Annotated in this window: 25 protein-coding genes; 11 read left to right on the top strand and 14 right to left on the bottom strand. The window is 57.7% G+C overall.

Going from position 1 to position 24,048, the window contains the following annotated elements; all coding sequences use genetic code 11:
• Window positions 1-395, top strand: a 395-nt coding sequence (locus NW829_RS04785; protein ID WP_414416556.1) for a zinc ribbon domain-containing protein, incomplete at its 5' end; no start/stop codon positions are given.
• Between the two features lie 28 nt (window positions 396-423).
• On the opposite strand, the gene NW829_RS04790 is transcribed toward NW829_RS04785, so the two are convergent.
• Both NW829_RS04790 and NW829_RS04795 read right to left on the bottom strand, forming a co-directional pair.
• Window positions 424-1,605: a histidine kinase gene (locus NW829_RS04790; protein WP_414416557.1), complete on the bottom strand. Its 1,182-nt coding sequence runs from the start codon at window positions 1,603-1,605 to the stop codon at window positions 424-426.
• A gap of 275 nt (window positions 1,606-1,880) precedes the next feature.
• Window positions 1,881-2,063 (bottom strand): DUF3285 domain-containing protein, encoded by a 183-nt coding sequence (locus NW829_RS04795; protein WP_414352125.1) that lies wholly within the window; start codon window positions 2,061-2,063, stop codon window positions 1,881-1,883.
• A gap of 168 nt (window positions 2,064-2,231) precedes the next feature.
• On the opposite strand from NW829_RS04795, the gene NW829_RS04800 reads away from it, so the two are divergent.
• Window positions 2,232-2,882, top strand: a complete 651-nt coding sequence (locus tag NW829_RS04800) for an ABC transporter ATP-binding protein (RefSeq protein ID WP_011433492.1) — start codon at window positions 2,232-2,234, stop codon at window positions 2,880-2,882.
• Here the strand turns inward: NW829_RS04800 and NW829_RS04805 are convergent.
• A complete protein-coding gene (locus NW829_RS04805) occupies window positions 2,873-3,988 on the bottom strand; it encodes a murein hydrolase activator EnvC family protein (protein WP_414413860.1) in 1,116 nt (371 codons plus the stop codon). The two genes, NW829_RS04800 and NW829_RS04805, sit on opposite strands and share 10 nt — an antisense overlap.
• Window positions 3,989-4,674: 686 nt before the next feature.
• Here NW829_RS04805 and eda point away from each other — a divergent pair.
• Genes eda through NW829_RS04820 form a run of 3 tightly spaced genes read left to right on the top strand, consistent with a single transcriptional unit; the run spans window position 4,675 to window position 6,434 of the window.
• Window positions 4,675-5,388 (top strand): bifunctional 4-hydroxy-2-oxoglutarate aldolase/2-dehydro-3-deoxy-phosphogluconate aldolase, encoded by a 714-nt coding sequence (eda, locus tag NW829_RS04810; RefSeq protein WP_414416558.1) that lies wholly within the window; start codon window positions 4,675-4,677, stop codon window positions 5,386-5,388.
• A 25-nt stretch (window positions 5,389-5,413) separates the two neighbouring features.
• Window positions 5,414-5,905, top strand: a complete 492-nt coding sequence (gene ybeY / locus NW829_RS04815; protein WP_414413859.1) for an rRNA maturation RNase YbeY — start codon at window positions 5,414-5,416, stop codon at window positions 5,903-5,905.
• Window positions 5,889-6,434, top strand: a complete 546-nt coding sequence (locus tag NW829_RS04820; protein WP_414413858.1) for a diacylglycerol kinase family protein — start codon at window positions 5,889-5,891, stop codon at window positions 6,432-6,434. Before ybeY ends, NW829_RS04820 begins: the two co-directional genes overlap by 17 nt.
• A gap of 24 nt (window positions 6,435-6,458) precedes the next feature.
• Here NW829_RS04820 and thrB read toward each other — a convergent pair whose 3' ends face one another.
• Entirely contained in the window at window positions 6,459-7,385 is a 927-nt protein-coding gene (gene thrB / locus NW829_RS04825; protein ID WP_414329601.1) for a homoserine kinase, read from the bottom strand.
• A gap of 300 nt (window positions 7,386-7,685) precedes the next feature.
• Between thrB and NW829_RS04830 the strand changes: the two genes are divergently transcribed.
• Together NW829_RS04830 and NW829_RS04835 are read left to right on the top strand one after the other, a co-directional pair.
• Window positions 7,686-8,921, top strand: a complete 1,236-nt coding sequence (locus NW829_RS04830; protein WP_414416559.1) for an anion transporter — start codon at window positions 7,686-7,688, stop codon at window positions 8,919-8,921.
• Window positions 8,922-9,005: 84 nt separating this feature from the next.
• Window positions 9,006-9,734, top strand: a complete 729-nt coding sequence (locus tag NW829_RS04835; RefSeq protein ID WP_011433499.1) for an SDR family oxidoreductase — start codon at window positions 9,006-9,008, stop codon at window positions 9,732-9,734.
• Window positions 9,735-9,831: 97 nt separating this feature from the next.
• Here the strand turns inward: NW829_RS04835 and NW829_RS04840 are convergent, their stop codons facing one another.
• Genes NW829_RS04840 through NW829_RS04850 form a run of 3 tightly spaced genes read right to left on the bottom strand, consistent with a single transcriptional unit; the run spans window position 9,832 to window position 10,876 of the window.
• Window positions 9,832-10,116: a hypothetical protein gene (locus tag NW829_RS04840; protein ID WP_414416560.1), complete on the bottom strand. Its 285-nt coding sequence runs from the start codon at window positions 10,114-10,116 to the stop codon at window positions 9,832-9,834.
• A gap of 24 nt (window positions 10,117-10,140) precedes the next feature.
• The gene (locus tag NW829_RS04845; RefSeq protein WP_148202743.1) at window positions 10,141-10,431 is read right to left on the bottom strand and encodes a hypothetical protein; all 291 of its coding nucleotides are present in this window, start codon (window positions 10,429-10,431) and stop codon (window positions 10,141-10,143) included.
• Window positions 10,385-10,876, bottom strand: coding sequence for a hypothetical protein (locus tag NW829_RS04850; RefSeq protein ID WP_414341729.1), 492 nt, complete (start codon window positions 10,874-10,876; stop codon window positions 10,385-10,387). Before NW829_RS04850 ends, NW829_RS04845 begins: the two co-directional genes overlap by 47 nt.
• 694 nt (window positions 10,877-11,570) lie before the next feature.
• Between NW829_RS04850 and NW829_RS04855 the strand changes: the two genes are divergently transcribed.
• The 3 genes from NW829_RS04855 to NW829_RS04865 all read left to right on the top strand — a co-directional run bounded on the left by NW829_RS04855 (window position 11,571) and on the right by NW829_RS04865 (window position 14,632).
• The gene (locus tag NW829_RS04855; protein ID WP_011433503.1) at window positions 11,571-12,707 is read left to right on the top strand and encodes a citrate synthase; all 1,137 of its coding nucleotides are present in this window, start codon (window positions 11,571-11,573) and stop codon (window positions 12,705-12,707) included.
• Between the two features lie 67 nt (window positions 12,708-12,774).
• Entirely contained in the window at window positions 12,775-13,842 is a 1,068-nt protein-coding gene (locus NW829_RS04860) for a permease (RefSeq protein ID WP_414416561.1), read from the top strand.
• A 355-nt stretch (window positions 13,843-14,197) separates the two neighbouring features.
• Complete coding sequence (locus NW829_RS04865) at window positions 14,198-14,632, top strand: DUF29 domain-containing protein (protein ID WP_414416562.1); 435 nt, start codon at window positions 14,198-14,200, stop codon at window positions 14,630-14,632.
• A 158-nt stretch (window positions 14,633-14,790) separates the two neighbouring features.
• On the opposite strand, the gene NW829_RS04870 is transcribed toward NW829_RS04865, so the two are convergent.
• The 7 genes from NW829_RS04870 to purB all read right to left on the bottom strand — a co-directional run bounded on the left by NW829_RS04870 (window position 14,791) and on the right by purB (window position 23,057).
• On the bottom strand, window positions 14,791-16,158 hold the full coding sequence (locus tag NW829_RS04870) for an FAD-binding oxidoreductase (RefSeq protein ID WP_414413909.1): 1,368 nt from the start codon (window positions 16,156-16,158) through the stop codon (window positions 14,791-14,793).
• Between the two features lie 112 nt (window positions 16,159-16,270).
• Window positions 16,271-17,068: a phosphate ABC transporter ATP-binding protein PstB gene (pstB, locus tag NW829_RS04875; protein WP_414413908.1), complete on the bottom strand. Its 798-nt coding sequence runs from the start codon at window positions 17,066-17,068 to the stop codon at window positions 16,271-16,273.
• 70 nt (window positions 17,069-17,138) lie between these two features.
• Window positions 17,139-18,032: a phosphate ABC transporter permease PstA gene (gene pstA, locus NW829_RS04880; RefSeq protein ID WP_414352132.1), complete on the bottom strand. Its 894-nt coding sequence runs from the start codon at window positions 18,030-18,032 to the stop codon at window positions 17,139-17,141.
• Between the two features lie 38 nt (window positions 18,033-18,070).
• Window positions 18,071-19,054 (bottom strand): phosphate ABC transporter permease subunit PstC, encoded by a 984-nt coding sequence (pstC, locus tag NW829_RS04885; protein ID WP_414413907.1) that lies wholly within the window; start codon window positions 19,052-19,054, stop codon window positions 18,071-18,073.
• A gap of 147 nt (window positions 19,055-19,201) precedes the next feature.
• The gene (pstS, locus tag NW829_RS04890) at window positions 19,202-20,263 is read right to left on the bottom strand and encodes a phosphate ABC transporter substrate-binding protein PstS (protein WP_414330700.1); all 1,062 of its coding nucleotides are present in this window, start codon (window positions 20,261-20,263) and stop codon (window positions 19,202-19,204) included.
• Between the two features lie 508 nt (window positions 20,264-20,771).
• Window positions 20,772-21,752, bottom strand: coding sequence for an aspartate carbamoyltransferase catalytic subunit (locus tag NW829_RS04895; RefSeq protein WP_414416563.1), 981 nt, complete (start codon window positions 21,750-21,752; stop codon window positions 20,772-20,774).
• A 9-nt stretch (window positions 21,753-21,761) separates the two neighbouring features.
• Window positions 21,762-23,057: an adenylosuccinate lyase gene (purB, locus tag NW829_RS04900; RefSeq protein ID WP_414413563.1), complete on the bottom strand. Its 1,296-nt coding sequence runs from the start codon at window positions 23,055-23,057 to the stop codon at window positions 21,762-21,764.
• 133 nt (window positions 23,058-23,190) lie between these two features.
• On the opposite strand from purB, the gene NW829_RS04905 reads away from it, so the two are divergent.
• Window positions 23,191-23,772 (top strand): Uma2 family endonuclease, encoded by a 582-nt coding sequence (locus NW829_RS04905; RefSeq protein ID WP_011430559.1) that lies wholly within the window; start codon window positions 23,191-23,193, stop codon window positions 23,770-23,772.
• Window positions 23,773-24,048: the final 276 nt, after the last annotated feature.

The raw sequence follows: 24,048 nt of genomic DNA on the forward strand, positions 1-24,048 counted from the left end.
ACCTGACAGGGATCCGGGAAAGGGTCAATCAACAGCCACGCAGCAAAGCTGAGCGCCGCAGAACCAATAACTGGGCGTTCTACCAGCTTAGGATGTTCGTGGTCTACAAGGCTGCCATTGCCGGAGTACCTGTGGTGCTGGTTCCGCCTGCCTACACGTCGCAGACCTGCCACCGGTGTTTGCACATCCATCCCGATCCTACGCAATCCTATCGCAGTGGGAAGCAGTTCAAGTGTGGGCACTGTGGATGGGAAGGGGATGCGGACTGGAATGGGGCCAACATGATTGCCAAACTTGGGGCTGCCGTAAACCAGCCTAGAGGTCCGTGGTTGGCTTGCCAACTGCAGGGCTACCGAAAGCCCGCCCTGTACTGCGAAGTAGTCAGGGTCGGGTAGTTTACACCCATGGGGAGCCAGCTCCCGGCTAGCCCTTGCAGAGCCGATACACGGGCAAAGTGAAATGAAAGCTGCTGCCTTTGCCCAAGGAAGACTCCACCCAAATCTGGCCGTAGTGAGCGCGCACGATCCGTCGGCAGAGGGAAAGGCCGATGCCATAGCCCTCCTGCTGTTGATCCCGGGACAGACGGACAGAATCGGAGAAGATGCTCTCTTGGTCGGCTTCCGGGATCCCAGGGCCAGTATCGCTGACGGTCACCTGCACCTTTTGGCTGGTGCGATGGAGGACATCGAGGCGGATGGATCCCCCGGCGGGGGTGTACTTGATGGCGTTGTCCAGCAGGTTGAACAGAACTTGGCGGATCTTGTCGGGATCCACGTGAACAGAGGGCAGATCCACGGGAATATCCGCTTGAAACTGCAGCCGCTTGCCTTGAATGCGCGGCCATAGCTCCTCGATCACCGCCTGACACAAGCCGGGCAACTGGGTTTCTACGGCTCGAATCCTCAGCTCCGAGGCAGCGCCACGGGCCGACTCCAGGATATCGGTGATCATGCTGTCCATCTTGCGCAGTTGCTGGCGGGCATGGTCGAACAACTGCCGTTCCAGCGCTTTGTCCAGGGATCCCTCGCGCCCCTGCTGCAGGGTTTCGACCGCCAGAGCCGTGGCCGTCAGGGGACTGCGCAAATCATGCACCAGCATGGCCAGAACGCGATCTTTGAAGTCCAACTGCTCCCGCAATTGGGCCCGCTCCTGCCGCAGCAAAAACACCTCTTCCGACATTTGCAACAGTGCCTCAGTGGTTGGAGGGGAGGTGGGATGCCGTCCTGCCCCCTCTTGTTCGCGGAAGCGGACCGTAGGTCCATGGGAAGCCATTCGCGTCAGCGGGCCGGAGGCCAAAGCCGCCTGGCCTTGCCAACGGGGCCACCACACTTCCAACTGCGTCGCCAAGTCTTCGCCTGCCAAAACCTGAGCAGGCAAGGGTTCAGCCTTGACCAGAGCCGGGGTCACCACCAGCTTGTAATGCTCCGCCAGGTAGGGGCGCTCCTCCAGCGGCACCACTTCCAGTTGGGCAGGGTATTGGCCGGGCAACCCCTGGATGTGCTGGCGCAGATGTTCCTCAAGTTCGGCAACGACAGCTCGACTCTTGGCAAACAACAGCAGGCGAATGACAGAACAAGCGGAGGTGAGGTCTGGCGAAGTCTGCATAGGCCAAAGTCCAGTCGCGTTAGCGATGCGTAGCATTAAAGCCAAAGGTTGGCGTTTCAGCAGCCGGGATTGCCGTGCGCTCGTTCGCGGAAGCGGACCGTAGGTCCAACCGTAGGAGCCATTGCTGCTTGTTCCTTCTAACACCTAATCTTGGGAAAAGCTTAAGAAGCGACATGGAGTGTAACAAGAAAGACCTTTCAGGGTGTGGCTTTCCCGCCCTAGGAACAACTGCAAGAGGGTATAGCCAGGACACTCTCGCGGAACTCAGTGAAAACTTAGTGAAACAGGTAGGCCAGCCCCACCAGCAGGGCCACCAACCCCACCGCTGTCAGGGTGAAGTGAAGCAGGGAAGTCTTGCCTTTGCGCACCATGTTGCGCATGGCCAGGCGGGTGTAACTCAGCTGGGGGGGGGATCCCGCCCCAACCGAAGGAGAATCTGCAGAAGAAGGCTGCGCCATCAGGATAACCAGAGCGATAATTTACCCTACCTTCAGGCTAGCTTAATCTGCTCCTCCGGATAGAGGTGTTTCCCAAGCTTCGACCTTCCCGCTGAAGAAGGGCCATAGCTGTCGCGCGGGGATCTTCCGGTGCCAAAATAACGACAGCATCCCCCTCTTTTGCCCCCCATGTTGCAAGTTCAGCATCTTTCCTACCATCCGGCAGGCGTTTCCCAGCCCATTCTCAACGATCTTTCCTTTGAGTTGGGCCTGAACCAGTTGGGGCTGATCGTGGGCAAAAGTGGGGCGGGCAAGAGCACCCTGCTGGAGATTTTGGCTGGCTTGGCGCGGCCCACCCAAGGACGGATTACCTGGGGAGGGGCAGAACTTTCCCCCAACCGCTTGCGCAGCATGGCGGGGTTGGTGTTTCAGTTTCCAGAGCGCCACTTTTGCGGCTTGACGGTGCTGGAGGAAATGCGCTTTGGTTATCCAGAGCTACAGAGAAAAGAGATCGAAAACGCCCTCAGACAGGTGGGATTGGAAGGGATCCCTCTACATACCTCCCCAAACCGCCTCAGCGGCGGGCAACAGCGGCGCTTGGCCCTGGCCGTCCAGTTGATCCGTGGCCCGTTTTTGCTGTTGCTGGATGAGCCGACGGCAGGATTGGATTGGTCGGTGCGACGGCAGTTGATCGAGCTGCTGGCTCGGCTAAAGTCCACCTGGACGGTGTTGGTGGTTTCCCACGACCCGGAGGAGCTGTCCTCCATTGCCGATGTGCGGTGGACATTGCAGGCGGGATCCCTGAAGCTGTTGCCGACGGAGGCTTTGCTTCACAGGTAGCGGCGGGGATCCACCGGTTGGCCATTGACGCGCACTTCAAAGTGAACATGGGGCCCGGTGGAGAGGCCGGTGGAGCCGGAAGCAGCAATTGCTTGCCCCCGCTGTACCTGCTGGCCTACCCCAACGGCAACGCGGCTGTTGTGGGCGTACAGGGTGGTGATGCCGCCCCCGTGATTCACAATCACCGTGTAGCCATAGCCGCCGTACCAGCCGGCGTAGATGACGGTGCCCCGGTCGGAGGCTCTCACCGCAGTGCCGGTGGGCACACCAAAATCGATCCCCGCATGAAAGCGGCGACTGCGGTAGATGGGGTGAACCCGCCAGCCAAAGCCACTGGTGATCGGCCCGCGCACCGGAGCGATGAATCGGCCCGTCCCTTGAACGGGATCCCTGCCCCCTTGCTGTTGGGCCTGCTGGGCGATCAGTTGCTGGATGAGGAGAGTCAACTGTTGGGAATCGGCTTCCAGCCGCCGTTGGGCTGCTTCATAGGCCGCGCGTTCGTTGGCCAAGCGGCTCAACAGCTGCTCTTGGGCGACCGCCTGCTGCTGCAGTTGGTTCTTCTGGGCGGCCAGCTCCTGCAAAATCAAAGAGATCTCGTTGCGCTGCATCTCCAGAGCAATGCGCTGTTGATCCACCTCCTTGGCCATTGCTTGCAGCTCTTGGATCAACTGCCGATCCGCCTCGATCAACAGTTGCAGTTGGTGGCGGCGGTCGAAAAACTCGTTCAAGTCACGGCTGGTGAGCAGCAAAGCCCACCAATGTTCGGCCCCCTGTCGCTGCATGTAGCGCAAACGGGCAGCCGTGCCCTGTTGCTGCCGTCTCAGGCGGTCTTCCAGCTCCTGTAGCTCCTTTTGAGCTTGCTCCAGGGCTTTCTGGGCTTGTTCCAAGCGATACTGATTGTCGCGAAGGCTGGATTCGGTCTGTCGAATGTTTTGCTGCAGGGATCCCATGCGGCGGCGGGCTTCTTCTTCTGCTTGGCGCAGTTCTCCCAGGCGGCGCTGAGTGCTCTGGATTTGTTGCTGGATCTGCTGCTGCCGCTGTTGCAATTGGTTGACATTCTGCGCCTGAGACGGGGCACCCCCCCACAGCAGCAAGAGGGTGAGCAATCCGAGCGCTATCCACCCTTTTAGCCTGTGTGCCCCACGACTGAGACTCGTCACTCCTCACACCCTCTGCAACCGACCCATCGACCCTAAGGATACAAAGATCCCCACGGATCTGAATCGGGCCTGAGCTGGCTATTTAGGGCTACTCCGAACAGCAACAGAAGAGCCAGACAGTAGCGACTCCACCTCCGGATCCCACAGGCCTGACGGCATGCAACTCAAGCGGCAGCAACCTCAACGGACTAGAAAAACTAGGAAATGACGATAAACTGGCCGCTCACCTGCTGGCAAACCTCACGCTTAGAAGGCCAACCAAAAAGTTGCCTCATACAGACGGGATACCTTGCGGCACCTTTGGTTTGAGGAATCTTCCTCCTCTTCTCTGCTGAGTTCAGCACCGGTTAGGGAGACAACAAGGCCAGAGCAGGAACCAGCAACGCCGTGAAAAGCTGGGAAAAGCAAACACTCCGGCAAAGGCCACGAACGCGCAAACAGTTGCCCCTATAAAACACCGGCTTTGCTTGTTCCTGAGTCATCTGCTAGGCTTTCCCTTGAAAGAAAAGACGTTTAGGCTTTATGGTTTGTCATTATTTCATTGGCAGGCTGACTTTTTCGTTTTTGGATTGCAATTAAACTTAAGCTAAACCCAAGCAACTGCAAAACACTGAGCGGGTATTTTCCTACAGATGGCATTCGAGGATGCTGAGTGCAGTTTCAGAAAAGGGTCACAGCACCCCTGGTTACTCCATCTGTGGCAGCAGCCGCTGATTGCCGTGATCCGCCTCTGGGCCAGCCCAGCCCAGGCCCTAGAGGGATCCATGCTGGCCATCCGGGCCGGGATCCGCCACATTGAAATCACCACGCAAGTTCCCCAATACCTGGAGCTGATTGCCCAACTGCGGCAAGACCACCCGCAGTGTTGGATAGGGGTGGGCACTGTTCTCGATCGGCAGGTGGCGGAGCAGGCTTGGCAGGCAGGAGCCCAGTTTTGCGTTTGCCCCTTCACCGATGAGCAAGTCATCCGTTGGGGTCGGGAAGTAGGGCTGCCCATCGTGCCCGGTGCCCTCACCCCCAGCGAGATCTGGAGGGCGTGGCAGGCGGGGGCAACGGCAGTAAAGGTGTTTCCGGTGGAGAGCATGGGGGGATCCCGCTACCTGCGCCATCTACAATCGGTGCTGGGATCCCTGCCGTTGATCCCCACCGGGGGAGTCACCTTGGCCAAGGCAGCGGAATACCTGCAAGCAGGGGCCTGGGCAGTGGGCATTGCCGGGGATCTGTTCCCGACAGAGGATTTGGACTCAGGCTGCCATCTGTTGGAGAATCGACTGCGGCAGGTGCTGCAGCAGCTTGCGGAGCAGAGAAACAAAACCTGGCCCAATCCGGGCAAACTAGTAGAATAGGGGGCGTGGTGTGAGTGAGGCCCGCATGGATGGATCTCTAGATCTCTATCTGCAATTCAACATCCCCAGCCCGGTTGAAGAAGCCACTTGGCGTCATTGGTTCGAGATCTGGCTGAAAGAGCTGGGAGTCCAGGAGCCATGCGAGCTCAGCCTTTGCCTCACTTCCGATGAACACATCCGCCAGCTCAACCGCGAGTTTCGCCATCTCGACGAGCCCACCGATGTGTTGGCCTTTGCCGCGCAGGAGATGTTTGCCCCCTTTGGGATCCAAGACGTAACGGGGGTACGCCTACTGGGGGATATTGTGATTTCGGTGCCCACCGCCCGCGCACAAGCCAAGGCGCAGGGGCATCGTCTTTCGCAAGAGTTGGCCTGGTTGGCCAGCCACGGGTTGCTCCATCTGCTGGGGTGGGATCACCCGGATGAACTGTCCCTACAGCGCATGTTGCAGCAACAGCGACAGTTGCTCGCAGCCATCCAACTGGATGGGGAGGTGGCCCATGGCCAACAGTCCTAGTCGGTTGCCGGAGCGTTCTCGCCTGGCGGTGTTCCGGCGGCGCGTCCATTCCAGAGACCCAGCGCAGCCATCTGAGGCGGATCGGGCAGCCAGTGCCGAGCCTTTGGGAAGGGATCCCTGGCGACGCCCCCCCTCTTGGCAAGTGGCCGACAACTTGGGCAAAAGTTTCTACTACGCGGGCAAGGGCTTGGTCTATGCCATCCGCACCCAGCGCAACTTGCGCATTCACATGGTGATGGCGGTGATGGCCTTTGGCCTTGGGCTGGGCCTGCAGCTGAGCGCCCTGGAAATGGCCGTGATTAGCCTAACCAGCGGTTTGGTGATGGCGCTGGAGCTGGTGAATACCGCTCTGGAAGCAGTGGTGGATCTCACCCTGGGCAGCAAGTACCATCTCCTGGCCGAGATCGCCAAAGATTGCGCGGCGGCAGCGGTGTTGATGGCGGCAGCGGCGTCCTTGATGGTGGCGGCTTGGCTATTTCTTCCGCCCTTGGTGTTGCTGCTGCAAGATGGCTTCCCGGCAGCAGGGTAGCTCCCCGACTGGAGAGGGAGTTTCCTATCCAGACGGCTGGGAGTGGATCACCACCCGTCCTCCCTGCCGGTCCAGGTTGAGCAGTTTGGCCTCCGCTTCAATATCCAACTGCGCCCAAGCGCTGACCATCGCGGATCCCACCCGTTCCCGATTCTCGGGAGCACAGAGGGCCAGAAGAGTGGGGCCGGCTCCGCTGATCACCACCCCATAGGCTCCGGCAGCCATGGCTGCAGCTTGAACCGTTTTGAACCCGGTGATCAGCTCCATACGCGCCGGCTGGTGCAGCCGATCCTGCAGAGCCACCTTCAGCCAGTCCACCCGCCCCGACTGCAAGCTGCGAATGAGCAGGCCCAGATGGCTGCTGGAAAAAACCGCATCCGCCAAGCTGACGGATTTGGGCAGGATCTCGCGGGCCGCTTGGGTGGAAAGCTTAAAGTTGGGCACTACGGCCAGGATGCCAATGCTCTCATGCCACTCCACCGGACAGAACACCCATTGCCCCTGCTGTCCCTGCACACAAAGCTGACAACTGCCCTGCAGGGCGGGCACCACATTGTCTGGGTGGCCCTCCAAGGCAATAGCCAGTTGTAGAAGGGTTTCGGGAGCTAAGTTGAGTGCTCCAATGGCATTGGCCCCCAGTAAGCCGCCGACAATGGCGGTGGCAGAACTGCCCAACCCCCGCGCCAGGGGCACGTTGAGGGTAATTTCGATTTCTACCCCCGGCACAGGCTTACTCAGCAACTCAAAGGCGCGGCAAAAAGCCCGGTACACCAGGTTGTCCTTGCTTTGGCTGATGTGGTCGCTGCCACGGTAGTGGATGCTGAGGCCGGAAGGGATCTCGCGAAAATGGAAGTGATTGTAGAGCTCTAGGGCTGCACCGATGCAGTCGAACCCTGGCCCCAAGTTGGCGGTGGTGGCCGGGACGATGACCTCTACGCGTTCTTTGACCAAGGGGACAACTCCTCAGTGAACGGTGGGTAACTCAATGTCTGCGGGCTCCCATTATCCTACGAACGATGGCCAGACCTTGGATATTCTCGCCACCTCTGCTCGGTCTGCAGCTCGCCGAGGCAAACGCGCTGATCCAGCGGAGCTTTTGGACTATCCCGAAAGGTTTCTGACCATGATTGGTTCTTGTGACTTATTTGTGACTTATTGAGTATCGGGAATGTTGGGCCTGTTTCAACTCCAGCCTTTGCCATTGGCTGAACCCATCAGGGATCCTGAAAGAAGTGCGGGAGGGATCGGGGGGTGCAGGGGCTGTCTTGGTTGGTGTTGGGTTTGAGCTATGTCGGGTTGGGACTGGGATCCCTGCCTAGGTTGCGTATGAACCGGGCCACCATCGCCCTGGTGGGATCCGCCCTGTTGATTGGCTTGGGGACCTTGTCGCTACGGCAGGCTTGGGAAGCCATTGACCCGACCACGATTGTGTTTCTCCTGAGCATGATGGTGGTAAATGCCAGCTTGTCCTATGGGGGGGCTTTTCAGTTGGCTTTGCTGGGCTTGATTCGGGTGAGCCGCAGCCCCTTTGGTCTGTTGATCATGCTGGTGTTCGGCAGCGGGCTGCTCTCGGCTTTCCTGCTCAACGACACGCTGGCGCTGGTGTTTACTCCCCTGACTTTGCAGGTCACAACGGTGCTGGGGTTAAACCCGATTCCCTATCTGCTGGGCTTGGCGGCAGCCACCAACCTGGGATCCGTCGCCACCCTGAGCGGCAACCCGCAGAATATCCTGATCGGCTCCTTCTCTGGGATCGGCTATCTGGAGTTTGCTGCCCAGATGACCCCCATTGCCGTGGTAGGGCTGCTGCTGGAAGTGGGGTTGCTGTGGTTGTACTACCCTGAGGTGCGCTCGTTGAAACCCTTTGCCCAGGTGCCTTGGCTACCGCTGCGGCTCTATCCGCCCCTGTTGCGCAAGAGCGTGGTGATTACGGGGGGGCTGTTTGTGGCCTTTGTAGCCGGACTTCCCTTGGCAGAATCGGCCTTGGTGGCGGCAGCCCTGTTGTTGATTACCCGCAGGCTGAAGCCGGAGCGATTTTTGGGGCAGGTGGACTGGAATCTGCTGGTGATGTTTTCCGGGCTATTTATCCTGACGCGGGCAACGGGAGAGCTGGTAACTGCTTGGGGGATGGGCTTGGGATCCTTGGCAGAGAGTCTGGCGGGATCCCCTCTTGCCCTGCTGAGTAGTGTGGCCGTTTTATCCAACCTCATCTCCAATGTGCCGGCGGTGCTGTTGCTGCAATCGTTCCTGCCCCGACAGGAGACTACCGCTTGGCTGTTGCTGGCTGCTGGCTCCACTTTGGCAGGCAATTTGACACTATTTGGGGCGGTGGCCAATTTGATCACAGTCGAGGCAGCGGCCAAAAAAGGCTACGTGCTCTCGTTTGGAGAACATCTGCGCTTTGGCCTGCCCCTCACTCTCCTAACCCTGGGGTTCAGTGGGTTGTGGCTGTACCAGCCTTTCCTGTCTTCTCCACCGCTCAGATGACCTCTGTCGAGGGATCCAGTGGGGCTGTGACTGGCTTGTCGGGATCCCTGTGTATGATGGGAAAAAGAGTTTAAGAAACGTAACGTGTCTTCTCCGCTATCGCAGGCAGTTATTTTGATCACAGGGGCAACAGGGGGTATCGGCAGCGTCCTGGTGCCCATGCTGGCTCAGGCCGGATCCCATCTGGTGTTGGCCGCTCGGCGAGAAGAGCCCCTGCGAGCTCTGGTGGAGAAATCAGCCTCTTTGGGGGCTGCCTCTGGATTGGGGATCCCCACTGATGTGACGGACTATGCCCAGGTAGAGGCACTGGTCAACCAAACGGTGCAAAAGCATGGGCGCATTGACGTGCTGATTAACCTGGCCGGGGCCGGGATCCTGAAGCCTGCTCCCCAGCTAACCCCCGCAGACCTGGAGCGAATGCTGGCGGTCAACCTGAAGGGCAGCTTCTACACCAGCCAACTGGCTGCCAACCCCATGCGGGAGCAAAAATCCGGCCACATCCTCAATTTTCCCGGCGTCCTTGGACGTTATCCCATGGCGATGGCCTCTGCTTACTGTGCGGCCAAGTTTGGGGTGGTCGGGTTTAGCAAGTGCATGGCCGATGAGCTGAAGCGCTTTGGGGTCAGATTTACGCTGTTTTACTTCGGGGGCATCGACTCACCCTTCTGGGATCCCATCAGCCTGAAGGTGCAACGAGACAAGATGCTCAGCCCTGCCACGGCTGCGGAAGCCATCTGCTTTGCCCTTACAGCGCCCGCTGGTGCTGTACCGAGCGAGATAGTGTTGCAGCCGGAAAGCCACCAATTCCTTTGACCAAGTGTTTTGCCGTCCTTTTGCTGGGGTTGAGGCGGCAGCAGCTTGTCTTTTGGTGAAACAAGCGCTCGAGTTTCTCTCTTGGGCTCCCCCCGTCTCAATCTCGCTCTCTGCAGCCCAAAGCGCCAGCAGGGATCCTCGTTTCTTGGCGGCAACGTTGGATCAGATCTCCCGACACCCCCACCAACCGTCCTAGCCATTCGTCCGGCACAGAAGCAAGCAACGCCGGCCCAAACTGCTGATGAAGATGCTGCCAGAGAAGGGTAGCCCGCCGCCGGCTGGGGTAAGCCTCTGTCAACTTTTGCAGGATCTCGGTGCTGCGAGCGCGACGACGATAGCCCCACTGACGCTCCAAAAAAGTGGCAGGGGCCTGCAGATACACTTGGCCAAAAGGACTCCGTCCCGCTTACGCGATCGGCAAAACCGCTCGGCAATCGCGATCGATGGCCAGGCCAACGGCTGCACCAAACTCCAGCAGCTCGACAATATGAGCTTTCTCCAGCAACAGCCCATGGGATCCCATTCCCTTAACCAGCCAAACCTGACCGCTGCGTACCTGCTCCAGAAGGGTAGAGGGATCCCGAAGCCTAGCCCAGAGTGGCGGTTCAACCTGCTTTCCAGGGCACGTCTGACCCGTACAGCCCAGTGAGTCAGAGCCGTTGATGGGTGTGGGGGTGCTGTTTGATGTTGTCGGCATCCTTCACCTCCACAACCGCGTTGAGGATCCGTCGGGGCTCAACGCTGTGATTGAGCTTAAACACCCCCCGCTCTGGAGTGCAGGTTTGGTGCAGGGGGATATGGCGAAACTGGGGCTTGCTGCGATAGGTGCGGGCCGCTGCCTGCACCCGTTCCACGAAGTCTTCTCCCAACAACACCCCTGGCGGGAAAACATCGGCAGGCAAAGTTGGGATCCCGTTGTTCACGATCTCGGCATAGGTTGTGGCGTAGAGGAGAACATAGGAAGTGCTGCGGCGTTCTTGGGCCAGGCAGTCCAAATCGGCAGCAGGCACCGGCTCGGCCACCAAAACCTCTACCAGGCGACCTTCCTGATCCTGCTGGAAGCAAGTGGCCACTCCCAGCACCACGTACTCCAGTCCTTGCACTGGGCTGGAGCCAAGGTGAGTTTGAGCAGTATCCGACATCGATGCCGATCTCCAAGCGGGGGAGCGAACTTTCACGGCTCCGGCAGGCGCCAAGATCCCTCAAGCCGGGCGCAGTTCTCACCATAGCAACAATTTTTGCGTCGGGCAGCGGGAGCTGTTGCAAGATAGAAGGCAGATCCCAGCCTAGCTCTCTGTAAAGGATGGCAAGGGCGGCACTTGGCTGCAGGGATCCAAACTTTGCTTTACCCAAAAACTGGGCCCTCAAGGCTCACGGCTCGCTGACGCAGTCGCGACAGCTTGCGGAGCAGTAGGGAGCGGCTTTGTGCTATGCTGCCGGCAGCGGCAGGGTAGTCAACCGCTGCAGAAGCCCAACGGTTTAACGACTGGGTCAAACCCAAACAAATAATAAATAAATAGTTTTGTAATAGTTTTTTGTTGTCTGCAACAACACCCTAGGGCAGGGGGAAGCCGCCTTGAAAAAGAAAACCACTGGGGAGACAAGCGCCGCTGTCGTAGAGGGGAAACCTTCTTGCGAAAGCGAGACGGAGTCCTTTACGGTAAGTGCTGTCACGGAACCAGTAACTGGAATCCTCGCCCTCTAGAGCAGGGAGCATGTCAATGGGGCAAAGCGGGGTCAGTACTGCCCGAGGGGAGCAAGGGGTTGGGTTCCAGGCACCTTTGGCAACCCTTGATTCATCATTATCTAGGAAATACTTGCTCTAAGGATCCGACCATGGCGGATGGCGAATACAGACCAGGCTTGGAAGGCGTTCCGGCCACACGCTCCAACATTAGTTTTGTGGATGGCCAGGCGGGGATCCTGGAATATCGGGGCATCCCCATCGAGGAATTGACCGCCCACAGTACCTTTCTGGAGACAGCCTACTTGCTGATCTTTGGAAAGCTGCCGACCCAATCGGAGCTGGACAACTTTGATCAGGCGATCCGCAGTCATCGACGGGTGAAATACCGCATCCGCGACATGATCAAGTCGTTTCCGGAGTCGGGCCACCCGATGGATGCTCTGCAAACCTGTGTGGCGGGCTTGGGGCTGTTTTACCCGCTGCGGGAGATGGATCCCGACTATGTATTCGGCACCGTCACCCGCTTGCTCTCCAAGCTGCCGACCATGGTGGCCATGTTCCACCAGATGCGACAGGGCAATGATCCCATTCCCCCGGACGACAACCTGGATCATGCTGCCAATTTCCTATACATGCTCTCGGGCAAGAAGCCGGATCCCTGGTTGGCCCGCATTTTTGACATCTGCCTGATCCTGCACGCCGAGCACACGGTCAATGCCTCTACGTTTGCCCTTCTGGTGAGCGCTTCCACGCTGGCTAACCCCTACAGCAGCCTGGCCACGGCGGTGGGTACCCTTTCGGGGCTGTTGCACGGGGGGGCCAACCAACAGGTGATGATGCTGCTGCGGCAAATCGGCTCGGTGGAAAATGTACGCTCGTTTATCGAGGAGAAGCTGGCCAAAAAACAGCGCATCATGGGCATGGGTCACCGGGTTTATAAGGTGAAGGATCCGCGGGCCACCATCCTGCAGCGGCTGGCCGAAGAGCTATTTGAGCGCTACGGCCACGACAAGTACTACGACATTGCCCTGGAGGTGGAGCGGGTGTGTGAGGAGTTGCTAGGGCCGAAGGGGATCTACCCGAATGTGGACTTCTACTCAGGGTTGGTCTACGCCAAGCTGGGGATCCCAGAAGATTTGTTTACACCGGTGTTTGCCATTGCCCGAGCGGCGGGTTGGCTGGCCCATTGGCGGGAGCAGTTGTCCGATAATCGGCTTTTCCGACCCACCCAGGTGTACACAGGTGAACGCCAGCAACGCTACATCCCTATAGAAGAGCGGGGTTGAGAGCCGTTTGACAGGGCGCTGGGCCGAGATCCAAACTCAGTAAGGCCCAAATTGTGCGTGAGGCGGTGTGTTGAGCCTTTTAGACTCTCCCCTTTGGCGAGACGGATTCACCCTGTTTCTGAGCCTTGTGGTGCAGGCCATGCCATTTCTGCTGCTGGGGGTGTTTCTATCGGGGCTGCTGGCGGTGTTTGTCGAGGGATCCCAGTTGGCCCGTTTCCTGCCCAAAGGCAAAATCGGCAGCGCGGTGGCCGGTGGCGCTTTAGGATTCTTTTTCCCGGTGTGCGAGTGCGGCAACCTGCCGGTGGCCCGTCAACTGGTGATCAAAGGGATCCCACCCCACGTGGCGGTGGCCTTTCTGTTGGCGGCGCCGGTGTTTAACCCGGTGGTGATCTTTTCCACTTGGATTGCCTTTCGCTCCATGCCGGAGCTGGTGATCTACCGAGTTCTCTTTTCCTTCGGCATTGCGGTTGTCGTCGGCTTGATCTTCAGCCTGCAAAAGGATTTCCAGCCTCTGTTGCAGCCGGCAGTCTGGCGGGAGCTGCAGCGCAATTGCTCCCAAGAAGCTGATCCGAAGAACATCTCCCGCTCGCCGTTGTTGCAGGGGGGCACCTTCTGGATTGGATCCCAGGGCTATGCCCAAGGGGCCTCTGGCGGATCCCTGGCCACTTTACAAACGGCTGAAGATGTGTATCGCTCTGCTCTGGCCGCTGCGCCTTCTCCCTCCAGGGGACAAAAAGGAGTTCTCCTGCTGCAGACCTGGGCCAGGGAGATCCGCGAATTGGGATCCGTGCTCATCTTGGGCTCGGCGATGGCGGCCCTGATTCAAACGGTGATCCCGCGTTCGTTTGTGCTGGATTATGGCCAAGATGCATTGCTCTCAATCCTGATCATGATGGCCCTGGCCGGGATCATCTCCATCTGCTCGACGGTGGATGCCTTTTTCGCCCTCTCCTTTGCCGCCACCTTCACGCCGGGATCCCTGTTGGCTTTTATGGTGTTTGGGCCGATAGTAGACTTGAAAGCCATAGGCTTGATGCTCACTCTGTTCAAGCCCCGCGCCATTTTCTACTTCGTGATCTTGGTCTTTCAGCTTACTCTGGTGGGAGCTTTAGCCATCAACTACTATGGCAGTTAAAGCGTTTGTTTGAACCTTTCTCCACAGGGACACCCTCTCCATCCACTCTCCGTCAAATATTCGTCAAATATAGTTGCTTCAGTTTAGGGTAAGACGCCTGGGCTCCTGATCGCGCCAGCGGGACGGAGTCCTTGAAAAGCCTTCCGGCTCGGTGCACTTTAAGTGTGGGTGCAGTGTCCTGCTTTAAATCGAAATGACTATAGAAAGAGTTGCCTGGATAAGGTTTGTCACCAGAGGACTCTGCTCCCAGACGGTTGAGAACTCAGGTGTTACAGGTTTTATTGTAGTAAACTCAAGAAGGACGTAGTCTGGATTTCATAATTATCGCGACCCTATTTTTCAGCAGGACAAAGCTATGAGCAATCTATACTCGACAGACTTTAACTTGTGGATTGACCGAACAACCCGGCTATTGCGGGAAAGGCGCTGGCATGAAATTGACCTAGCACACCTAATTGAAGAGGTTGAGAATTTGGGCAAGAGCGAACGACGAGGGATTGCCAGTCAATTAACTCGCCTTCTGCTGCATCTGCTCAAGTGGCAGTATCAACCTCAGCGCCGTTCAGATAGCTGGCTAGATTCCATTACAGATGCGCGAACCCAAATCGGATTGGCCATAGAAGATAGCCCTAGCCTAAAAGGTTATCTGGTAGAGCAACTTGAAGAGAGTTATCAACGGGCGCGCCGCCAAGCAGCCAGGCAAACGGGGATAGAAATCTCGACATTTCCAGATGTCTGTCCCTACTCTCCAGAGTTGGTGCTTGCAGAGGACTGGCTGCCGGAAGTTTGACAGTCCACACCACAAAGCATTTAACGGTGGACAGCATTCCCACAGTACTGACTGTAGAGCTTTGGACTGGTGTTGTCCTGCCCAGACAATCCATCAGGGATTAAACATGGGCAATACAGATAGACCAAGGCCAATTGCTGTGCTACTGTTGCTATTCCTCAAGCAGAGGCGCGCTCCTGCCAGGTGCGCATCTTGCCCGGATTAAGCAACCCATAGGGATCCACTTCTTCTTTGAAACGAATCTGGCGCGGATCCATCACTTTGCGCCCGCCGTCTTCGATGATGAAAGTGTGGGGGTTGGCAATAAATACTCCCTGCTCTTCGTGGTAGCGCATGATCTCGTTTAGACGCTCTTCGGTGGTAAAGCGGACAATTTGCAGGCCGACAGGGGTAGCTTGCCCGTTGATGCGAATCCACTCCAGGTGCATCAGCACTTCGTCGCCAAAATACTCGTACATGTGCTGCACCAGCTTCAGCTCCCGATCGGCGGGAAAAGCCGATTGTAAATAAGTCAGGCTGGGATCCACGCTGCGGCAGTGCAAAGTGGTGTGGTTCCAAGAAAATTCCCCCAGCGAGATCCCCTTGCTGGCCTCCTGGGCCGTTTTGTTGTAAACCACTTGGCCCCCATGTTCCCGGACAAGCTCCAACAGCGGCTCCAGGCTGCATTCGGCCACCATCAACAGGGCCACAGCGGATCCCTCTGGCAGATAGCCCCGCAGCGGCGCAAAGTAGCTGGGGATCGGCCAAGCGTGCAGGCTGATCATCTTCTTGATGATCCCATCCGCATCGCCCAGGGCCTGGCCAAAATGGGCACAGGGCATAAACCCTCCTGCGGGGGGAAAAGCCACCACCAGCTCTGCCCAAGGGTAAGCAGGCGCCAGCGGAATCTCCACCTCGGTGATGATCCCATTGAGGCCCCAGGCATGGCTTACTTTGAATACCTCATCTCCCCGCAGCTCCAGCACCCGCGGCTCTTCCTCCAGGGTGACCACCCGCAGCCCCAAGATGTTGCCCCGATCCCGCAGTTGGCCGTAAGTCACAGAACCAATGCCACCACTGCCGCCGGCAATGAACCCCCCGATGGTGGCCGTGCGATAGGTGGAAGGAGCCATGCGGATCTCCCAGCCCATCTCCCGGGTGTGTTTGTCGATGGCCATCAACTTGGCCCCCGCCTGCACCCGCGCCAAGCCCGGCTTTGCCCAAAGCACCTGGTTGAGCTTGCCCATGTCCAGGATCACACCCCCGGCCAGCGGGATACATTGGCCGTAATTACCGGTACCGGCACCGCGCACCGTAACCGGGATCCGCAGCTTGGCACAGGCCGCTGCCACCCGCATCACCTCGGCCTCATCGGCGGGGCGCACCACCAAATCTCCCCGCTTGTCGCTCAGTTGTCGGCTCAGCACGGGGCTGTAGTGGTAAAAATCCAACGACAACTTGGCCACCTGAGCCGGATCAGTGATGATCTCAATACCCTCTAAGTCAGAACGCAAAGCCTGCAGCTTGTCAGGAGCGGCAACGATCATAGGTATCCGTATTTGGGTGCAACGGTTCTTCAGACTCCATCATCGGCAGAAATTGCCTGCAAAAGGGTTTGCCGAGAACAGTATGGGAAGGATCCCTGTCCGGCCAGGTCGATTAGCCGAAGCGGCCCTCCACATAATCTCTTGTGGCTTGCTTGGTGGGGCTGTTGAAGATGACTTCAGTTCTGTCAAATTCAATCAGCTCGCCCACACGGTTGGATCCCACCAGCTCCACGCTGAAGAAAGCCGTCATATCCGAGACGCGGCTGGCCTGCTGCATGTTGTGGGTGACGATGATGATGGTATATTCCTCCTCCAGCTCCTTCATCAGCTCTTCGATACGGCGGGTGGAAATGGGATCCAGTGCCGAACAGGGCTCATCCATCAAAATCACATCCGGCTGTACCGCCAGAGCGCGGGCAATACACAGGCGCTGCTGCTGACCTCCCGACAGCGACTGGCCGTTTTCTTTCAGTTTATCTTTCACCTCATCCCAAAGGGCAGCCCGCCTCAGCGAGGTTTCCACCACCTCGTCCAAGTCTACCTTCATCCCCAGCACCCGCGGGCCGTAGGCCACGTTGTCGTAAATGCTTTTGGGGAAGGGATTGGGTTTTTGGAAGACCATGCCGATACGCCGCCGCACCGCCACCGGATCGACTTCTTTGGCGTAGAGATCCTTGCCGTGGTAGGTGAGCTTGCCCTCTACACGAGCACCGGGGATCAAATCGTTGGTGCGGTTAAAACAGCGCAGGATCGTGCTTTTGCCACAGCCGGAAGGGCCGATAAACGCAGTAATCTGTCGGGCTGGGATGTCCAGAGTAACATTTTTTACCGCCAGATTGGAGCCATAGTAGACATTCAGGTTCTCGGTCCTGAAAACGTAAGAGGTCTGGTTAAGAGATTGAGTTTGCATGGCAGCACTCACAAAAAGAGCTAGAGTTCGACGAAGAGTTCGATTCAAGACTTTGTTGAGAATCCTCAGGCTATTTCCTGGTCTTGTACACCAAAAAGCGAGCGGTCAAGCTGGCCGCCAAAACAATGGCTAACAAAACCAAAGCGCCCGCCCAAGCCAGCTCCTGCTGCACCCTGTAGGGAATGATGGAGAAAAAGTAGACCATCACCGGCAAGGTAGCCACCGGGCCAAAGAGATCAGTAGACCAGAAATTGTTGTTGAAGGCGGTAAAGAGCAGAGGTGCAGCCTCGCCTGCCGCTCGGGCCAAAGCCAGGATTAGCCCGGTTACGATGGCCGGTGCCGCTGCCGGCAAAACAACGCGCATTGTGGTCTGAAAGCGATTTGAGCCCAGGCCAAGGGAAGCCAAGCGCATGTCGGGCGAAACCAGCAGCAACGCCTCCTCGGTGGAGCGGACGACAATCGGCAGCATCAGCACGCCAAAAGCCACCCCTCCCGAGAAAGCCGAAAAGCCGGATCCCCTCACCACCACAGCATAGGCAAACAGGCCGCAGAGAATGGCCGGTACCCCCGTGAGCACATTGCAGGAAAACTTAACCAGATAAGCCAAGCGGGTGCCGCGACCGAATTCAGACAAGTACACTGCCGCCAAGATGCCGAAGGGAAAGCTCAAAGCCGCCCCCGTAGCCAGCACCATTAAATTGCCGACAATTGCGTGACCAAAGCCCCCTTCCGCCAGGCCAGGGGCAGGGTAGCGGGTCTGGGTGAGGACATCCCAATTTATCCGCTGGATGCCTTCCTTGCCCACATCCCACAGCACCCAAGATAGGGAAGCTATGATCACCGCCACAAAGAGGCCACTCAGCAGGGTTAGGACAATGCCTGTGTAATTGCGGACAGGGGCAATGGCGGCACGAGTAATGTCGATGTCAACCTTCTCAGGGGCAAGCTGTGCTGAGTCGGACATGATAACAGTGCTCCTTTATCTTCTTTCTGCTTCCCAAGTTACTGCTCCAAGTTTTGAAACTTGCGGATGATGATCTCGGCAACAATGTTGACCAATAACGTCAGCACCATCAGCACCACGCCGGCATACATGAGAGCCGAAACCTGCAAGCGTCCTGCCTCGCCAAACTGAGAGGCAATCAAGCCGGTAATGGTGGATCCCGGCTGCATTAGGGAGATATTGATGCGGTTGGCGTTGCCGGAAAGCATGGCCGCTACCATGGTCTCTCCCAGGGCCCGTCCCAGCGCCAGCATGATCGAGCTGACAATGCCCGACAGGCCGGCAGGGATCATCACCGTTAAGATGGTCTCCCAGCGGGTTGCCCCCAAAGCCAAAGCCCCCTCTTTTAGGCTGCGTGGCAGAGATTCAAGGGTACTGCGGGTAATGGAGATGATGATGGGAGAGATCATGATCCCCAGCACCACAGCCACTATCAACAAGCTGGGCCCCCGCGGAGCCGGGCCACCCAAGAAAGGGATCCAACTCAGCGTCTGGTTAATGGCTCGAAAGATGGGCCGCACTGCTGGAATCAGCACAAAGATCCCCCACAGCCCCAGCACCACACTGGGAATGGCCACGATCAGCTCAACGGCAAAGCCAATCGGCTCCGTTACCCACTTGGGGGCAAAACCTTCCGCCAGGAAGATGGCAGTGCCAATGCCCAGAGGGATGGCAAAAATCAAAGCCACCAGAGAGGTTACCAAACTGCCATAAATCTGTGGTAGCACCCCATAGATGTTTTCCACCGGGTTCCAGCGGGCAGTAACCAGGAAGCCCAAGCCAAACTGCTGAATCGCCGGCAGAGCCGCTTCGGTGGTTTGAAGAATCACCCAGATGAGGATAATGCCGGCAAACCCTGCCAAGGCCAGCGTCAGGCGGACAAAGCCCACATCAACAGCCCGAGACAGGCTCGCCTTTTTCTCAATGTCAACATCGATATCCGGGTTTGGTGGTGAACCATAACCCGTAGCCGCTGAAGTCATAGCCTCTCTCCCATGATCATCTTCGGTTCAAAACTTTCCTAAAAATCCCACCGTGCAAGGTAAGCCCAGCAGCCGACCGAGAAAGCCTCATCTGCCTCCTCAGCCGGCCACCAGCTCCACTCTAGTGGAGTTCAGGCTGCAACCCAGTCATCGCACCGCATTGGGGTTAACGGTGATGGCATCCAGCTCTGCAAAGATCCGCTGGATAGCCGCCTCAGGCATAGGGATGTAGTCCAGCTCCTTGGTGATGGCTTGACCCTCTGGCCCCTGGGTCCACTTCAGAGCCTCCACCAGCTTGGTCAGCTTCTGCTGATCGGGATACTCGCGGTACAGCATCACCCAGAACAAGCCCACGATTGGGTAGTCATTTGGCCCTTCAGGGTCGGGCACCAACAGCGCAAAGTTATCAGGAATGGGAGCATCAAGCGCCGAGGTAGCTGCCTCAGTCGAGAACTCAACAATGTTGCCCGCTTTGTTTTCCAGGCGAGCAGTGGTCATCTTTTCCAGCTTGGCATAGGACTGGTTCACGTAGCCAATTGCCCCTGGCTCCTGCTTGATGGTGGCGGCTACGCCCTCATTCCCTTGGGCTCCAATGCCAACAGGCCACTCGACAGAAGTACCAGCACCGGCTGTCCAATTAGGGCAGACAGTTCTGATGTGGTTGGTGAACACAAAGGTAGTCCCAGAACCATCAGAGCGGTGTACCCAGGTGATGTCCAGGGGTGGCAGCTTGTTTGCTATACGTGGGTTCTCGGCCTTGATGCGAATGTCGTCCCAGCGAGTGATCTCGCCGGTCACGATGCCGCAGTAGGTTTTCCGCTTCAGGATGAGCTCTCCGTCTTCAATGCCGGGCAGGTTATAGGCAAACTCGATGGCCCCTCCCGCCAGAGGCAACTGTAGGGGCTCATAGCGGTATTTAGCTCGGAAGTTTTCCAGGCGAGCACCGGAGAAAGGCGCCTCGGAAGCGCCGAAGTCCACAGTGCCATTGATCACCTGCTCTAGGCCAGCACCACTACCGACAGACTGATAGCTGACTTGCACAGTGGGGTCTACGGTGCGGTTGTAGGCGTCAAACCAACGTTGCAGCAAAGGAGCCGCAAAGGTCGCGCCCGCCCCGGAGATTTGCACGGTTTGGGCTTGAGCCGAGGTCGCTGTTAGAAATCCTACTGTTAGAGCGGTGAGGGAGAAAGCAGAAAGCAGGGTTCGCATAGGTAATATCTGTGGCAAATCAACATCTTCAACCCTATAACCTCAAAGTTAACGGAGGGATATCTAAAGGTTAACTTTGGGTTAAGTCAAGAGAAAAATCGATATTTTTGAGTGTGCTGGCTCGTTTCCAAACCTCGATTTTCCATCTGGTGGTTTTGGCCAGTTTGGATTTCAGCAAAATCAGGATCCTGGAGCCCAGGATCCGCGAAAAGGCTTATACTGCTGAACTTCTATCTCATTTGACAACCAATCAAACGGACACAACTTGAATAAGAGCTAAGCTTAGACGGCTGCAAAAAAACTCGATCCAGATCCAAGATGTGTAAAATTTGAGACAAAGATGTTGCTCACCTCTCGGCAAGCTTGGACATGATTTCAGCAGGGCGGGAAAAGCCCCGCCCAGAGATTCTTTCGGCTTTTGGCAGAGAGAATTGGTTAGAAGATAGACTCCAACCTTCTAGACGTGGGGCAGCTCTACATGTTCCCCGAGCAGAGAAAGATCTGGGCTCTAAGCTGGGATCCGCCCGCCCCCCATGAGGTACAGCAGGGCCATGCGCACCGCCACGCCGTGGGTGACCTGCTGCTCAATCAGGTTCAAGCCGGGATCCTCCATCACCTCGGAGCTGAGTTCCACACCGCGATTGACCGGGCCGGGGTGCAGAAGCTTGACATCCGGGTGGCACAGGCGCAGTCGTTGCCGCGTGAGGCCGAAGAAGTGATGGTACTCCTGCAAGCTGGGGAGAAGGAACTCGCCCATGCGCTCCTGCTGCAGGCGCAAGGTGATGACAAAACGCGACCCTTCGAGGGCAGGCTCTAGCTGCCAATGGACAGGGAGCGTATGGCCGGGTACAAACTGGGCAAAATCTTTGGGCAATAGGGTGGGAGGGCCGGCTAAGTGAACCTCAGCTCCGGCAGTCACCAAGGCATAGATATCGGAGCGGGCCACCCGCGAGTGGAGAATATCGCCGACAATGGCAATTTTGATCCCTTGCAGCAACTCCAGACGGGGACGCCGGGGATCCAGATGGCTGCAGAGGGTAAACAAATCCAGCAAACCTTGGGTGGGATGTTCGTGCAGTCCATCCCCGGCATTGAGAACGCCCACAGGGGATCCACGGCGGTCGATCTCGGCAGCTAATTGTTGGGGCACTCCTGCCTGGGCATGGCGAACGATTAAGAGATCGGATCCCATGGCCAGAAAGGTGCGGGCCGTATCCAAGAGCGTCTCCCCCTTGCCCAAGGAAGAAGTGCCAGGGGAAAAGTTAAGCACATCGGCCGAAAGGCGCTTGGCCGCCAGCTCAAAACTGGAACGAGTGCGGGTGGAAGGCTCGAAGAACAGCGTCACCACCACCTTCCCCTGCAGGGTGGGCACCTTGGGCAACCGCCGCGTCAACACCTCCTGGAAACTGGCAGCGGTTTGCAAAACGATTTGATATTCTTCGGGGGTAAAGTCCGCCAAGCCCAGGACATGTTGCCGCTGCCAAACCATAGGGGATCCTCAAATGCCCAGGCGGGCAAAGATCTCGTCCAAATGGGTTAGGTGGCGCCGCGGATCAAAACAAGCCTGCAGTTCCGCCTCGCTGAGGTGAGCCATCACCCGGGGATCCGCCAGCAGATTGGCGCGGAAATCCCCGCCGGGCTGGTTCCAGGCGCGGTGAGCATTTTCCTGCACCAGGCGGTAGGCTTCCTCGCGGCTAAGGCCCTTCTCCACCAAAGCCAGCAGCACCTGCTGGCTGAAGATGACGCCGCCGTAGAGGTTGAGATTGCGCTCCATGTTGCGAGCGTGAACCTGCAGCTGGCCCACCAGCTCCGCCATGTTGACCAACAGATAGTGGCAGAGGATGGAGGCATCCGGCAGGATGACCCGCTCTACGGAGCTGTGGGAGATGTCCCGCTCATGCCAAAGGGGAATGTTTTCTAGGGCCGAGACGGCATACCCGCGCAGGAGACGGGCCAGCCCCGTCAGTTGTTCCGCCTTGATGGGGTTGCGCTTGTGGGGCATAGCAGAGGATCCCTTTTGGCCGGGGGCAAAGTACTCCTCAGCCTCCAGTACCTCTGTTCGCTGCAGGTGGCGGATTTCAGTAGCAAAGCGCTCCAGCGAAGAGCCAATCAAAGCCAAAGTCTGCACATATTCCGCATGGCGATCCCGGGAAATGACCTGTGTCGAGGCTGTATCGGGCTTCAGGCCCAGGCGAGCGCAGGCCAACTGCTCCACCTGGGGAGGCACGTTGGCGTAGGTGCCCACGGCGCCAGAGATCTTGCCCACCGCCACCACTTCCCGCAGGCGAGCTAGGCGCTCTTGGTGGCGCAGGCACTCGGCCAGCCACCCTGCCAGCTTAAAGCCAAAGGTAATCGGCTCGGCGTGAACACCGTGGGTGCGGCCGATCATGAGGGTGTAGCGGTGCTGCCGAGCTTGGTCGCGGATAGCAGCGATGAGGTCGGCCAGGCGAGCTTGCAAGATCTCCACCGAGGCCACAAGCTGCACGGCCAGAGCGGTATCCAACACGTCCGAGCTGGTCAGGCCCAGGTGGATGTAGCGCCCTGCCTCGCCCACGTGCTCGTTGAGGTTGGTTAGGAAGGCAATAACATCGTGCTTCACTTCCGCCTCAATTTCCAAAACCCGCGCCGGGTCAAAGGCGGCTTTGGCTCTGATCTCCTGCAGGGCTTCTTGCGGGATCCGCCCCAGCTCCGCTTGCGCTTCACAGACGGCCAGCTCCACCTGCAGCCAGGTCTGGAGCTTGTGGGCAGTGGACCAAATCTGGCCCATTTCGGGCAGAGTGTAGCGCTCGATCAAGGTGCCTTTTCCGTCGGTACAGTAGGATGAGCTAGGCTATTTTAGCCTTTGGCGTCCCCCCTCGAGGAAAAGCCGCTGGGGGATCCCTGCGGGCTTGGCTTGCGGTGTCGAAGGAGCAGCAAGGAGTTTGCAGATGACCGTCGGAGCTGTGCCAACTCAGGGAAAAAGAGCTTGGACAGCCGAAGAATTCATGGCGTTGTCCAGGGAGGGACATCGCTACGAGATTGTTGATGGGAAGCCAATTGATATGGGAAGCGCGGGGGCACTCCATGGTTATGTCTGCAGCCTCCTATTGGCAGCTTTGACCCCCTACGTTTTGTCCAACAAGCTGGGGATCGTTTTAGATTCCAGCACTGCTTTTAAGATGAAGAGTGGAAATTGGCGCTCCCCTGACATCTCTTTTTTTGCTAAAGAACGCTTGCAGGGCATGGCTGAACTGCCCACAGGATTTTTGGAAGGCGCTCCAGATCTGGCTGTTGAAGTGCTTTCCCCCCGCAATACGGTTGAAGAAATTCATGACAAGCTGGTGGAGTACTTTGAAAATGGCAGCCGCCTGGTTTGGCTGGTTCACCCCAGCGAGCACTACGTCCTGGTGTATCGCAGCTCTCAAGAGCCTGACCGCCTCCTGAAATCGGTTGATCTTCTAGAAGGTGAAGAGGTTATTCCAGGATTTGCCCTGCCGGTGGCTCATCTATTCCAGAAGCTTTCCTTGTAACATCCCCCCGCCCTCACTCTAGCCAATAGAGCTTGGGCCTCCCAACCTTGCCATTGGGCATTCCTGCCCCGCGTCACAGAACGACTTGGCAGAGGAGTCGGTATCTCGACCCTGACTTTCCCGCCAGAGCGCGGAACTTGTAGCTCCCCGCACCCCTTGCAAGTTAAGTGCAGGGGGTTGCCCCTCTCGCCGACGGTCTATATTGAACTAGTTCGGGATCCGAAGAGCATGCCTCTAACCCCCAAAACCCTGAACTTTGCTGAATTTACTGAGCTT

Origin of the sequence: Synechococcus sp. R55.8, assembly GCF_047461895.1 — a bacterium.
GTDB lineage: Bacteria > Cyanobacteriota > Cyanobacteriia > Thermostichales > Thermostichaceae > Thermostichus.